Below are 13,576 nucleotides of genomic sequence, written 5' to 3' on the forward strand. Positions count from 1 at the left end.
TCCACCTCAGTTTATGTATAGTGTGAAAGCGCTTTTAATAAGTGCCATAGCAAATTCTATCAAAGTTTGGAAGGGAAGGCAATACATTATGCCCTTCTTTTTCCAATGTATTTAGCAATCCCTTTTAAAGTCTGTTTAGCACGATTTGGAGGAAGCTTATCCAAGGACTCGTAAGCTTTTTTCAAATACCTGTCACTTAAATTGAGAGCCCGGGGTATAGAATCATTTATTTTAATCCGTTCAATCAATGGTTTAATATCTTCCGGGTTTAATTGATCTTTTCTATTAAAAAGCTCTTCCAGACGCTTCCTATAATCGCTTTCTTCCATAGAATATAGAACAGGTAATGTAATATTACCCTGAAGAAGATCACTCCCCGCTGGTTTGCCTAGTTCTTCTTCGGAAGAAGTAAAATCAAGAACATCGTCGATGATCTGATAAGACATCCCTACATAATACCCATATTGATATAAGGCTTTTTCTTCACGAGGGGTAACATTGGCCGCAATAGCACCCAAACGGCAGCTAGCCGCAATCAGAAGAGCCGTTTTCCTTTTTATTCTACGAAGATATGTACGTAAATTCTGATCAAGATTATATTTATCCTTGATTTGCTCAATTTCACCTAGACAAAGTTCAACCATGGTGTTAGCTAAAATCTGATGAGCCCGGGGATTTTCAAGAGCCGATAGGTTTTCCAGCGAGCGCGCAAAAATATAATCGCCTGTATACATAGCGATTCGGTTATCCCAGCGTGACTTTATTGTAGGCTCTCCCCTTCGGAGCTCTGACTCGTCAATTACATCGTCGTGAACGAGAGAAGCAGTATGTATAAGTTCTAAAGACACAGCTACGGCCTTCATACGTTCAATATCGTAATCACCGAATTTACCGGCTAACAGCACAAATACTGGTCTTATGCGCTTTCCACCAGCCTGCAAAAGTTGGCTCGAAGCTTCGCGTAGAACCGGGTTATCTGACTGTATAGTCTCATTTACAGCAGTTTCTATAGAAGATAAATCGTTTTTCAGAAATGAGTAGATCATGGCTAATTTCATTGTGCTTCATCCTTAATTATTGCTTTTCACCCATATGGATGGCCGCAACGCCACCTGTATAGGATTTGACTATTACGTTCTTAAAACCGACATCCTCAAACATCTCTTTTAATTCGTTTTTCCCCGGGAAATCTTTAGCCGATTCATGCAGCCAGCTATATTCCTGATAACTTTTAGCGAAAATCTTTCCAAATAAAGGCATTATATTTCTAAAATAGAAATAATAAATAGATTTAAAAAGGGGGTTTTCCGGCTGCGAAGTTTCCAGACAGACAACCTTTCCACCAGGCTTTACCACCCGTAGCATTTCTGATAGAACCTGCCTGTAATCCGGAACGTTTCTTAAACCGAATCCAATCGTAACGTAATCGAACTGGTTATCTTCAAAAGGTAATTCCATGGCGTTACCGTGCTCAAATTCTACTTGCCTCATTTTTAATGCCATTTTCTTTTTAATGGCTACGGAGAGCATATTAATGCTAAAGTCCAGCCCTACTGCTTTCCCGGTCGGTCCGACTTCTTTCGCTAGAGCCATTGTCCAATCTCCCGTCCCGCAACACAGATCAAGTGTTTGTTCTCCTTCGCTAACATTCATTCTTTTCATTACATCTCTTCGCCACAAACGATGCTGTTGAAAAGAAATAATGGAATTCATCTGGTCGTATCGATTATATATTTGTTCAAATACATGATGAACACGTTCTTCTTTAGTTTGTGAGCCCATATTTAACCTTCTTCCGCAATCTGTCTCTGATTGAATTGATGATGAATAGCAGAATGGACATAAGTTTTTAGCCAGTTAAAATGAATCGGCAGCTGAGAGACTGTTGTTTCAAGCCGATGCACGTGGCTCTGGAGCATTTGCTCAATGTTTACGATTACTTGCCCACTATTCCCTAAAATCCCCGGCCGCTTAATTAGTACATCGATGAGTGGAGAAAATTTACCTTCCTGATAACTTTTCTTCTCTTCAAGAAGTTTCTTTGCCAGAAGCCATTCTCCTGCCATATCGTTAATTGTTGTCCTTTGGACATAAGAAGCCACTCTTTGAATAAGTAACGATTCTATTTTCTTTAGACCGTTTAGAAATTCTTGAAAAGACTCTACATCTTTATAGTATAGCTCCATTTTTAATTCGTTAATTTCTTTTATAGCACCTGCAAGCGTTTGAATCATGGGTATATCCTCAAGTTGAGACAATAAATAGTAATAGAGTCCACTGTAATAGTCCCCTGCTAAAACAGTTAACTGTCGGTTTCTGATGGTTTCCTGGTCATCTTCATCTTCTGTAAGGGTTACAAGGTCATGGGTGTCCAAAGCTATTTGAACCAGCATAGTCGTAATAATATACTGTTCCTTTTTTACAGAAGACAGACTGGTATGATCCATGATCGAAGATAAAATCACGAGCTTATCCTCATCCACAGCAGGTTCCGGTATAAAACGCGCCAAAAAAGGATGGCGAACTTTCGATTCAATTTTCTGTTTCAATTGTTTGATGTAATGATCTGAGGAATTCAACTTGATCACCTGGTCCCTTCGTGAACACTAATAAACCATACCCATTATAGCACAATTCACTTTCAAACGCTTTTTATGTAGCTTCTCTATACGTAATGAGAGCCTATTCGTCCCCTTCATTTGTCATTTCACCATGGCTCGTCTGAATGATTGCTTTGCCACGAACTTTAACGGCAGAAGTATGTTCTGTAAATTGAGCAATCATTACTTCACCCTGATCAAGTTTTTCAGAATGATGGAATCTTGTATCTGTACCTCGCGTTAATCCTATAACATTCACACCGTCTTCTAAAGCTTTAATAACAAAAAAATCATTATTAGAAGTTGTCATTTACTACAATCTCCTTTCTTTAATTACTACTATCTCTTAGAAGTATTTTGATGTCAAAACATTCAAATCCTTTATAACAGAGAGTTCGTTAATAAGAAAAAAAGGGTGCACAATGCACCCTTTTCCAAAGCCCTATGTAGCTTTTTATTTTACCGCGTCTTTAAGGGCTTTTCCTGGTTTGAAAGCAGGAACTTTGCTAGCAGAGATTTCGATCTCTTCACCAGTTTGTGGATTACGACCTTTACGTGCCGCACGCTCACGAACCTCAAAGTTACCGAATCCAATAAGCTGAACTTTCTCACCATCTTTTAGTGAATCCATGATAGATTCGAATACAGAGTCGACAGCTTGTGTAGCATCTTTCTTAGAAAGATCTGTTTTTTCAGATACAGCGTTGATTAGATCTGTTTTGTTCATGACATTCACCTCCTCTCAAGAGGGTTAATCTCATTCAAGTGGAAAGAACCACTATAAATGTTGATGTAGCGGTCATCAAATGATGACAAGCCTTATACTAAACGAGTTTCCAACGAAATTCAATAGAGAATCCTTTAACAATCGCGTTACAAAGCGATTTATAGGAGTGAATTCCGCTTCAGTTCAAGAGTAGCTTACCATAAACACCTCGCGGGTGCAAGAAGCCTCAAACCCTGACACGAAGGGGTTTTGCTCAACTTTAAACCTTCCATACGAGTTATTACGACACTGGACCGGGAAATCCCTTTATTATCTAAAAAAAATTGCACAAAAAAATTAAAACGGCCCACTGGGAGCCGTTATAGGATGATGGCTATCATGCCGCCGGAGCCTTCATTGATTATTCTCCCCAGCGTTTCTTGCAATTTATATCTTGCATTTTCTGGCATTAAAGCAAGCTTAGCCTGTATACCTTCACGTACAATTGAGCTTAATGAACGTCCGAATATATCTGAATTCCAAATAGACAATGGGTCCTCTTCAAAATCCTGCATCAAATATCTTACAAGCTCCTCGCTCTGTTTCTCTGTACCTATAATTGGCGAGAACTCAGACTGTACATCTACTTTGACCATATGAATAGAAGGGGCCACTGCTTTTAACCTAACCCCGAATCTTGAACCCTGGCGTATTATTTCAGGTTCTTCCAAAGACATGTCCTCTAAAGATGGAGCTGCTATGCCATATCCGGTTTGTTTCACCATCTGCAGAGCATCTGCTACTTGGTCGTACTCTCTTTTAGCGATGGCGAAATCCTGCATAATTTCCAGAAGATGATCTTTGCCCCGAATTTCCTCGCCAACAATCTCTTTCAGTACATGGTCATAAAGATGTTCAGGAGCCTGCAGATCAATTTCTGCCACCCCTTCTCCAAGATCCATTCCAGAAATATGGGCACCGGTAATATATTCATAGTGATCAAAGTTTCCAATGACAGTATCTACGTCCCGAAGTCGCTTAATGTCCTTGACTGTGTCTTCAATTGCATTCTGCAAATTGTTCCTTAACCAGTGCCTAGAATCAAGCACCATTACCCAGCTTGGCAGGTTTACATTGACCTCAAGAACAGGAAACTCAAACAATGCCTCTCTAAGCACACTTTGTACATCTTGCTCTCTCATACTTTCGACCGACAGGGCCAGAACTGGGATATCATATTTTTCTGAAAGTTCTCTTCTCAACCTCTCTGTACTATCGGCATGAGGTTGAGCTGAATTAACAATCATGATAAACGGCTTACCAACTTCTCTCAACTCTTCAACTACTTTTTCTTCAGCTTCTACATAATCGGCACGTGCAATTTCTCCAATCGTCCCATCAGTCGTTACTACAATTCCAATGGTTGAATGCTCCTGAATAACTTTTTGAGTACCGATCTCCGCTGCTTCTTGAAAAGGAATGGCTTCTTCATACCATGGTGTATGAATCATACGCGGCCCATGTTCGTCCTCATAGCCCACAGCGCCTTTAACGGCATAGCCGACGCAGTCAACCATACGGACACGGATATCCAGATGATCATCAATGTTAATCGTTGCTGCATGGTTAGGAACAAATTTTGGTTCTGTTGTCATGATGGTTTTTCCTGCAGCACTTTGGGGAAGCTCATCTAACGCACGTTCCCTTTCAGACTCTTCTTCCATGTTTGGCAAGACTACTAATTCCATAAACTTCTTTATAAATGTGGATTTACCAGTCCTTACAGCCCCCACTACTCCGAGATAAATATCACCATTTGTCCGTTTGGAAATATCATTAAAGATATCTACCTTTTCCAAAGGATCCCCTCCCAAATAAAATTTCACCATCATACAAGCCTAGACAATCTAATTCTATGACATCATCTAAGTGAAATATGCCAGAATTTAATAACTTCATATTATAATTAATTGAACCTTGTTACCGGAAAAGGTTTTGAACTAGCTCTTTAAAGCTTATGAAGACGAGGAAAAGATCATTCTATATCCTTCCGAGCATCTTCAGCAGAAAAAAGAACCGTTCCCTAACCGGGAACGGCTCCTTTTAAGATGACTGATATTCACTCATAAAGATGGGTTCTCCATCACGTATGGTGTAGGGTTCTGAATAACCTGGTACAAACGGGGCATGATCCGTAAGTAAATAGCGGATATCTTCACCAGATTCATAGGAATGATCCTTGTTTTTAAGATATTCATATAAATCTTTTCGATAATCTATAAACAGTTTTCCTTCTGAATTTAAATAAACGGGCAGCATTTGCTGAGAATAAGGACTATCAATCATAGGTGGTTCATCTAGACCTATTTTTTCATAATCAAGGGCGTAGACACCTTTAGCAATTTGATCTCCAAACGGTGGATAACGATTATTGTCCCTGAAGAATTTTACTTTTACCTGTAACGAACGAAGGGTTTCAGTCGTTCTTAAATCAAGAACTTTTACTGTAGGGTTTTCCTCTGGATAGATAATAACATATTGATAATATCCCCCGTTCTCAAAGGCTGTACCAGGAAGTTCGCCAATTAGATTTTGCTGCTTTAACTTCTCAAAATCCAGCTGATATTTCTGAAAAATAGGTGTATCCTGAGGTTTAGTTTTTATGGGTAACAAACCGTTTGTATTTTCCTGATAGGTTTCTACAGCGTTTTGGATAGACTCTAACTGTACCTGATTAGGTACCTGGTTTTTTTGCAGCTGGTTACTTGGATAAAGACAGCCCGTCAATATTAAAAGAAGGAATGGAACAGTCCATAGTTTTAGCATTTTCATGTTGAGCCCTCCATTTCCTTAAGCTGTCGGTCCACTAAATACGATGTAAAATATAATTAGACCTCCCAGAATCATAAACACATAGGCTAAAAAGGCTACAATTCCAGAAAGCACGCCTTTTAATTTATGCCTGCTTAATAAAATCAATCCAATTGCCAGAAACAAGAATAAAATCCCAGCAAAGGAGATGTACATATTGAGCATTGATTCAGACATTATTTTCCCCCTTTGTACACAAATCGCTTTTGATATTATACCACACGCTTACCATTAAGCGGAAACACCTTCCTATTCCGATCACAAGAAACTACAGCAACCAAGATCTTATGTAAGGTTTATTTAAATTCTTTATTATCAAAAGAAAAATAACCGGAGCAGCTTTGCTCCGGTTTGACTAAATAATTCCCTATCCAGCTCATGTGTAATAATTGCTGCGTGTTATCATATGCATTTTTTCGAAGGGTCGCCTCCTCAGACGCCCACTCGTTAACTATCCTTTTAAAAACTTACCTAAAGTATTCATATCCAAAGGCATATTCTGCTTCGTAATCGCTTCAACAATTTTATCTTCTTTTTGCTTAGAAACCGGTTTATTCGCTATTTTTGACAATTGACGCACTAAACGCCGCACCGTTTTCTCATCTTTAAAATCAGCATTTTGAACAGAATTTGCCACGTTAAAAACATCTTCAGCGTCGATATTAGCTTTCTTCTTCAAATGATCAAAGATATTCTTTTGAAAATCACTCATAAACAATTGACCTCCTCGTGCGTTAGGTTCTGGATAGTATATGCACGAGGTTCTATATGTGTCAGTCATTCATTTGTTCATCAAGAATATTTGTAAGGTCCTCCATTTCATGACGGCGAATCCTGGTCATCAACTGGTCCACCACGTCTCTTGCATGGGCTTTTTCAAATAAAATTCGATAAATTCCAGAAGTTATTGGCATCTCTACAGCCTGAGTCTGAGAAAGCTGGTAAGCCGCTTTCGTTGTGCGGACTCCTTCCACCACCATTCCCATCTCATTAAGTACCTCATCCAAATCGTTCCCCTGACCTAATTTGTACCCGGCACGCCAATTACGGCTGTGAGAACTAGTACAAGTAACAATTAAATCACCAACACCTGTAAGACCGGAAAAAGTAAGGGGATTAGCTCCCATAGATGTGCCTAAACGCGCAATTTCAGCCAACCCTCTTGTAATTAAAGCAGCTTTGGCGTTGTCACCATAACCTAAGCCGTCTGATATTCCAGCCCCCAAAGCTATAATGTTTTTCAAGGCGCCGCCCAGCTCCACACCAACGAGGTCAGGAGAAGTGTAAACACGGAACTGGCGATTCATGAAAAGGTCCTGTACCTTTTCTGCTACCTCTAGCTTCTTAGAGGAGATCGTAACCGTTGTCGGCTGCCGCAAGCTTACTTCTTCTGCATGACTAGGTCCTGATAATACCACAATATCTTCATATAACTCCTCAGGGATCTCTTCATGGATGACTTCTGACACTCTTTTGAACGTTTCAGGTTCAATCCCCTTCGAAGCATGTGTGATGGTTACTCTATGATCAATGAGCTCTCTAAGGCTCTGACATACCTCACGCATAGCTTTCGTAGGTACAACAAGCAGGATGTGGTCAGCCCCACTCACGACCCTATCCAACTGACTATCAGCGACTATCTGTTCAGGTATGGTAACACCCTTTAAATATTTCTCATTTGCACGTGTTTCGTTTATTTCATCTGCATGCTCTTTACGGTGAGCCCAAAGAGCTACTTCATGACCATTATCAGCAAGGACAATGGCAAGAGCTGTCCCCCAGCTGCCCGCCCCTAAAACGGCTACTTTTTCCATGATACCTGCTCCCTTCTTGAATTTCCCTTAACTTCGTTTTCTAGCGAAGATTTTAATAGGCGTACCTTCAAAACCGAAAGCTTCGCGAATTCGATTTTCAAGAAAACGCTCATAAGTGAAGTGCATCAGTTCCGGTTCGTTTACAAATACTACAAAGCTCGGAGGTTTAACAGATACCTGCGTAGCATAAAAGATTTTTAACTTTTGCCCTTTTATGGAAGGGGATGGATTCATAGCCAAAGCATCCATAATCACTTCGTTTAATATGTTTGTTTGAACGCGTTTGGCATGATTCTCGCTTGCTTCCAGTATTCTTGGAAGTAAGGTATGAACACGCTTTTTTGTTTTAGCTGATAAGAATACAACAGGAGCATAATCCAAAAAGCGAAAGTTAGATCGAACCTTATCTTCGAACTCTTTCATCGTTTTCTCTTCCACTTCCACAGTATCCCATTTATTCACTACAATAATCACAGCTTTACCAGCTTCATGTGCATAGCCGGCAATCTTTTTATCCTGTTCCTGAATACCTGTATCTGCATCAATTAAGGATAAAACCACATCGGATCGTTCGATAGCTTTCAGTGCTCTCATTATACTGTATTTTTCAGTAGCCTCGTATATTTTTCCACGTTTCCGCATCCCTGCCGTATCAATTATAACGTAATCCCGGTCATCTTTTGAAAACGGTGTGTCTATGGCATCTCTAGTTGTTCCTGCTATATCACTTACAATAACTCGCTCTTGTCCTAACAGAGTGTTTACTAATGAAGATTTTCCAACATTAGGACGACCAATGACACTAAAACGAATAATATCGTCATCGATTTCTTCTATCATTTTTTCGGGGAAGTGTTTAACCACTTCATCCAGCATGTCGCCAAGTCCTAGACCATGAGTACCAGATATAGGGTGGGGTTCTCCGAAACCAAGAGAATAAAATTCATAGATGTTTTCTCTCATTTCTGGATTATCAACTTTATTCACGGCGAGCACGACAGGTTTGTTTGATTTGTAAAGGATCTTCGCCACTTCTTCATCAGCGCCTGTAATTCCATCACGGCCGTTAACCATGAAAACAATAACATCCGCTTCATCGATAGCTACCTGAGCCTGCTCTCTCATTTGTACAAGTAAAGGCTCATCACCAAGTTCAATTCCCCCTGTGTCAATGACATTAAACCGTTCATTCAACCATTCTCCCTCAGCATAAATACGATCTCTCGTCACTCCAGGTGTGTCTTCTACAATCGAAATTCTTTCCCCGACCAGTCTATTAAATATGGTCGATTTCCCCACATTTGGTCGTCCAACAATCGCCATGACAGATTTTCTCATGAAAGGATCTTCCTTTCTTCTTTTCTATTTTTACTTATTCCACGATTTCTTCATCGTTAAAATACAGAGGTAAAAGAATTCTACCTGAGTTTTCTATTTCTCTGTACCACGCAACATAAAAAATACTGCTCTTCCGCGGATAGCCGATGCGCAGCTTTCCTTCCGCAGAACAGCAGAAATCCTTTAACTCTAATATTTTAGCAGACATTAATAAAATAAACAATTACTGATCCGCTTCCATCAATGCTTTACTATGATGTATAATCGATCACTCAAGGCGTGAGCGATTCCATCAAGGATCGCTTCAAGGTTAGCGGCTACAGCTTCCATTTCTTCTTTGGTCTCACAATGAAAAACGGCCGTACTTCCCGTCACTTTTTCTGATTGAGTTGTAATCGCTGCTAGAATCGCTTTTTCCATCTTCATATATTAGCCCTCCCGGTTTCTTTTCCTTGACGGCATTTGTATGGCATTTTCCAGTACTGGGACGGAGGAAATGATTTCTTTTGCCCTTACAGGATCTTTTTCCTGAGGTAATATAAAAACACCAATTCTCCCATCGTTAAGATCTCGTTTAATTAACGGAACAAGTGCAGGCGTTCCAGAATCTCTAAAAACCCCAAGAGTGACGGATACATCATGTAAAATGGCCTGCCGCTGGCCAAGGTTGGCTATAGTTGAGCGAACACTAAAAGACTTAGGTGTCAGTATGAATCCCATTCCATACTTTAGAATTTCGTCCTGACGCTCAGGAAGTCCTATATTCATGATATAAATGTTATCTACATATAAACCTGCCCCTTTAAAGCTAAGTTCTGATAGTTCCACCGTTACAATATCTGAAAGCTTGGAACCGCTCATTAACAGGGAAGAAATTACAAAACACACGAAAGCAGCACCAAGAGCTGCCCAACCGTTTATTGCTAAATAGCATAACGTAACAACGAAGGAAGTAAAAATAACGAGGTAATTTCGGCTTTCAAAAGCGACTGCAATCCCTTCAATATAAGTGTTTCCCCGTGGTACAAGTTCATAGGAATCCATTTCTGTTAACGTATTTCTTTCCATGTTACGAACTTCTCTGAACTGGGAAGCAGCTAATGTTAAAAAGGTAACCGCTGTAAATTCTTTTTCCATTATAGAGGGAATGGCTATCGTCCCGAGCGCAGCCGCTATAAAACCCAGAGATAAATGAATAATTTTCCCGTGTAAGTAGGTAGGATATTGACGATAGTCGGTTCGAAGCATAAAGACCCTCAATGCGGTACCAACTGTAATACCAGCAATAATTGGATACGTGTATTCATTCACACATACGCACCTCCTTTTTTAATCGTTTTAATCTTCTGCTGTTGCAGAGAATACTTTAAGTGATGAATCCCGTACATAATAAATAAAACGACCATACCTTTTAATACAAAAATTATCATTTGTTGATTCATAATGGGCTCTTCTAAAATGTAAATTGAAAGTACCAAATAAGACCATAATGTACCAAATGCATTTATAAGAAGCCATACCCCTATTAAACTAGGTAGATCTTCAAACATTTTATGAAGCACAAATAAGAAAAATATTACTCCCAGGTAAATACCCGGGAGTCTGGACCAAACTGGCTGCACTAGTAGAAATAGCTGCACAGCTGTATAGCCAATACTTAACACGATAGGCCAGAAATGCTGGATCATATGTTTATGAGTAATTTTCCAAAAATAAGTACCAAAAATGGCTAATAGCAAAATAGAGTAGAGCTGAAAGTTTATGAACGGATTATCTCCGAAGGAATATGTACACATTATGATCCAGATAAAAAGTAACAAGCGACTTCGCAAGGATGAAGCTGGAATGAAAAAAAAGATGATGAGAGCAAGGAACCAAGCGTACCAGTAGTAAATAGCTGCCAAAGCTTTCCACCCCTTCCTTCTATCTATTATGGATCACTAAGCCCTTCTTTAAACATCTGCCCATATAAAAAACCCATGATTATCATCATGGGTCAAGTCTTTGGTCTGACCATTCTTTAGTCCTGCCAAATAATATATAGGGGTTATGAGACAAGTCGTGAATATTAGGTGTATTCAACAACATCATCGCAATTTTCACTTCTTCATGAATATGATAAATTTCATTGACCAGAGCCTCTTTACCCTCTTCAACCAGGACACGAAGCAGTCCTCCAGCCATTCCGAATGCCTTTCCTCCCAGAATGAGTCCTTTCACTCCATCAAGTCCGTGGCGAATACCTCCGGATGCGATAATGTGGAGGTCCGAAGCGACAGTGGAGGATTCCAAAATAGAAATAGGGGTAGGGATTCCCCAGTTGTTAAATGATGATAAAGGGTTGTCTCTTCTCATATTCTCAACTTTAGAGAAATTTGTACCCCCCTGGCCCCCTACATCAATATAACGTACCCCCATAGAATATAGGGATTCCACTGTCTCTTTTGACATGCCATAACCTACCTCTTTAACGATCACAGGAATAGACATTTTAGATACAATCTCTTCTATTCTATGAAGACGGTGGGAGAAATCTCTGTCTCCTTCAGGCATTATTAATTCCTGAAGTGTATTAATATGAATTTGCAGTCCATCCGCTTTAAGCATCTCGACAGCTTCTTCTGCCTGAGGAACGGTAGCTTCGCTCCCTACATTTGCAAAAATGATCCCATCAGGATTTACTTCCCTCACAACTTCATAGGTGGATCTCTCCTCGGGATTTTTAATGGCTGACATTTGGGAACCTACAGCCATTCCAATACCGGTTTCACTTGCTGCTAAAGCGAGGTTCCGATTAATTTCTTTCGTTTTTTCTCCACCACCACCGGTCATTGCATTAACAAAAAGAGGGGAACTTAGATGAAGTTCCCCTACTTGTGTCTCTATACTCAATTGATTAAAGTCCAGTCGAGCCAGACTTTGATGAACGATTTCCACATCATCAAAATGATTGCGATAAGCTCGTTCGTGACCTAATGCATGGCGGATATGATCAATTTTCCTTTCAGACCTTGTCATATCCAACACCCGCTCAATTATTTTTTGTATTTATCCAGCTTATCGCCAATCATATCACTTAGTGAGAAACCGGAATTGTCTTCTTCCTTCTCATACTGCTGGTACTCTTCTCTAGTTTGTTCAGCTTCAAGTTCTTTCATACTTAAGGAAAGACGTTTGCCTTCTCCATCTACGTCTAACACTTTAACTTGTACCTGCTGTCCTTCTTCCAGGACTTCACCAGGAGTACCAATGTGGCGATTGGAGATTTGGGAAATGTGAACGAGTCCTTCAACTCCTGGGAACACTTCTACAAATGCACCGAAGCTTACTAAACGGCGAACCGTTCCTTCCAGTACTTCTCCCTGTTTAACTTTTTCCTGAATATCATGCCACGGACCAGGCTGAGTGGCTTTTAAGGAAAGAGATATTCTCTCGTTATCGCGATCAACAGATAGTACTTTAACTTTAACCGTCTGCCCCTCTTCAACTACATCAGATGCTTTTTCTACATGCTGATGAGACAGTTGGGAGATATGTACTAATCCGTCAATACCTCCTAGGTTTACAAACGCACCGAAGTCTGTCAATCTTTGAACAGTACCTTCAATTACCTGACCATCTTCAAGCGAGTGCAGTACCTCCTGCTTTTTCGCTGACTCTTCCTCTTCCACTACTGCCCGATGAGAAAGAATGACACGATTTTGTTCGCGATCCAGTTCGACCACTTTAAGAGAAAGGTTTCTACCTTTGTAATTTTCAAAATCTTCAACATAGTAAGTTTCTACTAGAGATGCAGGAATAAATCCACGAAGGCCAATGTCTACTACAAGTCCGCCTTTTACAACGTCTTTAACCTCAGCTTCGAAAATTTCTCCACTCTCATACTTGTCTTCCAGGTCCTGCCATGCTTTATCTGCATCGACAGCTCTTTTAGATAGGACGATTTCATCATCTTCTACTTTTTTCACTTGCAGAGTCAACTCGTCCCCTTCGCTGACTGCATCTGAAGCTTTTTCAACATGAAGGCTGGATAATTCACTAATAGGTACAATCCCCTCAACTTTATATCCAACATCTACGAGGACTTGTTTTTCTTCGATTTTAACAACTTTACCAGTAACAATGTCCCCGGCAGAGAATTCTTGCATTCCAGATACTTCTTGATTCATTTCATCCATACCAAGCTACCTCCTTCAATTTCCGACACAACCTTGAAACAGAAATGCCCTTTTTTCTAACTTCTAATA

16 protein-coding genes are annotated in these 13,576 nt (G+C 40.0%); all 16 read right to left on the bottom strand.

Going from position 1 to position 13,576, the window contains the following annotated elements; translation table 11 throughout:
• Positions 1–86: 86 nt before the first annotated feature.
• The 16 genes from hepT to rpsA all read right to left on the bottom strand — a co-directional run bounded on the left by hepT (position 87) and on the right by rpsA (position 13,507).
• Positions 87–1,058, bottom strand: coding sequence for a heptaprenyl diphosphate synthase component II (gene hepT, locus LCM11_RS01925; protein ID WP_224892595.1), 972 nt, complete (start codon positions 1,056–1,058; stop codon positions 87–89).
• Positions 1,059–1,074: 16 nt separating this feature from the next.
• Positions 1,075–1,782, bottom strand: a complete 708-nt coding sequence (locus tag LCM11_RS01930; RefSeq protein ID WP_224892596.1) for a demethylmenaquinone methyltransferase — start codon at positions 1,780–1,782, stop codon at positions 1,075–1,077.
• 2 nt (positions 1,783–1,784) lie between these two features.
• The gene (locus tag LCM11_RS01935) at positions 1,785–2,588 is read right to left on the bottom strand and encodes a heptaprenyl diphosphate synthase component 1 (RefSeq protein WP_224892597.1); all 804 of its coding nucleotides are present in this window, start codon (positions 2,586–2,588) and stop codon (positions 1,785–1,787) included.
• A gap of 94 nt (positions 2,589–2,682) precedes the next feature.
• Positions 2,683–2,910, bottom strand: a complete 228-nt coding sequence (gene mtrB, locus LCM11_RS01940) for a trp RNA-binding attenuation protein MtrB (RefSeq protein WP_224892598.1) — start codon at positions 2,908–2,910, stop codon at positions 2,683–2,685.
• Positions 2,911–3,054: 144 nt separating this feature from the next.
• The gene (locus tag LCM11_RS01945; RefSeq protein WP_014643523.1) at positions 3,055–3,327 is read right to left on the bottom strand and encodes an HU family DNA-binding protein; all 273 of its coding nucleotides are present in this window, start codon (positions 3,325–3,327) and stop codon (positions 3,055–3,057) included.
• Positions 3,328–3,686: 359 nt separating this feature from the next.
• Positions 3,687–5,165, bottom strand: coding sequence for a stage IV sporulation protein A (gene spoIVA / locus LCM11_RS01950; protein ID WP_224892599.1), 1,479 nt, complete (start codon positions 5,163–5,165; stop codon positions 3,687–3,689).
• A gap of 244 nt (positions 5,166–5,409) precedes the next feature.
• Positions 5,410–6,138 carry a hypothetical protein gene (locus LCM11_RS01955; RefSeq protein WP_224892600.1) on the bottom strand — a complete coding sequence of 243 codons (729 nt, stop codon included), beginning with the start codon at positions 6,136–6,138 and terminating at the stop codon, positions 5,410–5,412.
• Positions 6,139–6,156: 18 nt separating this feature from the next.
• Positions 6,157–6,354 carry a DUF2768 domain-containing protein gene (locus LCM11_RS01960; protein ID WP_224892601.1) on the bottom strand — a complete coding sequence of 66 codons (198 nt, stop codon included), beginning with the start codon at positions 6,352–6,354 and terminating at the stop codon, positions 6,157–6,159.
• A 274-nt stretch (positions 6,355–6,628) separates the two neighbouring features.
• Positions 6,629–6,889, bottom strand: a complete 261-nt coding sequence (locus LCM11_RS01965; RefSeq protein ID WP_224892602.1) for a stage VI sporulation protein F — start codon at positions 6,887–6,889, stop codon at positions 6,629–6,631.
• A gap of 61 nt (positions 6,890–6,950) precedes the next feature.
• On the bottom strand, positions 6,951–7,991 hold the full coding sequence (locus LCM11_RS01970; protein ID WP_224892603.1) for an NAD(P)H-dependent glycerol-3-phosphate dehydrogenase: 1,041 nt from the start codon (positions 7,989–7,991) through the stop codon (positions 6,951–6,953).
• 27 nt (positions 7,992–8,018) lie between these two features.
• Complete coding sequence (gene der, locus LCM11_RS01975) at positions 8,019–9,329, bottom strand: ribosome biogenesis GTPase Der (protein WP_224892604.1); 1,311 nt, start codon at positions 9,327–9,329, stop codon at positions 8,019–8,021.
• Between the two features lie 240 nt (positions 9,330–9,569).
• Entirely contained in the window at positions 9,570–9,755 is a 186-nt protein-coding gene (locus tag LCM11_RS01980; RefSeq protein ID WP_014643531.1) for a capping complex subunit for YIEGIA, read from the bottom strand.
• A 3-nt stretch (positions 9,756–9,758) separates the two neighbouring features.
• Positions 9,759–10,640, bottom strand: coding sequence for a YIEGIA family protein (locus LCM11_RS01985; RefSeq protein WP_224892605.1), 882 nt, complete (start codon positions 10,638–10,640; stop codon positions 9,759–9,761).
• Positions 10,637–11,233 (bottom strand): hypothetical protein, encoded by a 597-nt coding sequence (locus LCM11_RS01990; RefSeq protein WP_224892606.1) that lies wholly within the window; start codon positions 11,231–11,233, stop codon positions 10,637–10,639. The genes LCM11_RS01985 and LCM11_RS01990 overlap by 4 nt, the downstream gene beginning before the upstream one ends.
• 85 nt (positions 11,234–11,318) lie before the next feature.
• Positions 11,319–12,347, bottom strand: a complete 1,029-nt coding sequence (gene fni, locus LCM11_RS01995; protein ID WP_224892607.1) for a type 2 isopentenyl-diphosphate Delta-isomerase — start codon at positions 12,345–12,347, stop codon at positions 11,319–11,321.
• Positions 12,348–12,364: 17 nt separating this feature from the next.
• A complete protein-coding gene (gene rpsA / locus LCM11_RS02000; RefSeq protein ID WP_224892608.1) occupies positions 12,365–13,507 on the bottom strand; it encodes a 30S ribosomal protein S1 in 1,143 nt (380 codons plus the stop codon).
• Positions 13,508–13,576: the final 69 nt, after the last annotated feature.

It is taken from the genome of Halobacillus halophilus (genome assembly GCF_020171985.1).
Lineage (GTDB): Bacteria > Bacillota > Bacilli > Bacillales > Halobacillaceae > Halobacillus > Halobacillus halophilus_A.

Excerpts from the sequence above, each read along its gene's own strand:
- hepT (WP_224892595.1), bottom strand. The coding sequence starts at position 1,058 with ATGAAATTAGCCATGATCTACTCATTTCTGAAAAACGATTTATCTTCT.
- LCM11_RS01930 (WP_224892596.1), bottom strand. The coding sequence starts at position 1,782 with ATGGGCTCACAAACTAAAGAAGAACGTGTTCATCATGTATTTGAACAA.
- mtrB (WP_224892598.1), bottom strand. The coding sequence starts at position 2,910 with ATGACAACTTCTAATAATGATTTTTTTGTTATTAAAGCTTTAGAAGAC.
- LCM11_RS01945 (WP_014643523.1), bottom strand. The coding sequence starts at position 3,327 with ATGAACAAAACAGATCTAATCAACGCTGTATCTGAAAAAACAGATCTT.
- LCM11_RS01955 (WP_224892600.1), bottom strand. The coding sequence starts at position 6,138 with ATGAAAATGCTAAAACTATGGACTGTTCCATTCCTTCTTTTAATATTG.
- LCM11_RS01960 (WP_224892601.1), bottom strand. The coding sequence starts at position 6,354 with ATGTCTGAATCAATGCTCAATATGTACATCTCCTTTGCTGGGATTTTA.
- LCM11_RS01965 (WP_224892602.1), bottom strand. The coding sequence starts at position 6,889 with ATGAGTGATTTTCAAAAGAATATCTTTGATCATTTGAAGAAGAAAGCT.
- LCM11_RS01970 (WP_224892603.1), bottom strand. The coding sequence starts at position 7,991 with ATGGAAAAAGTAGCCGTTTTAGGGGCGGGCAGCTGGGGGACAGCTCTT.
- der (WP_224892604.1), bottom strand. The coding sequence starts at position 9,329 with ATGAGAAAATCTGTCATGGCGATTGTTGGACGACCAAATGTGGGGAAA.
- LCM11_RS01980 (WP_014643531.1), bottom strand. The coding sequence starts at position 9,755 with ATGAAGATGGAAAAAGCGATTCTAGCAGCGATTACAACTCAATCAGAA.
- fni (WP_224892607.1), bottom strand. The coding sequence starts at position 12,347 with ATGACAAGGTCTGAAAGGAAAATTGATCATATCCGCCATGCATTAGGT.
- rpsA (WP_224892608.1), bottom strand. The coding sequence starts at position 13,507 with ATGGATGAAATGAATCAAGAAGTATCTGGAATGCAAGAATTCTCTGCC.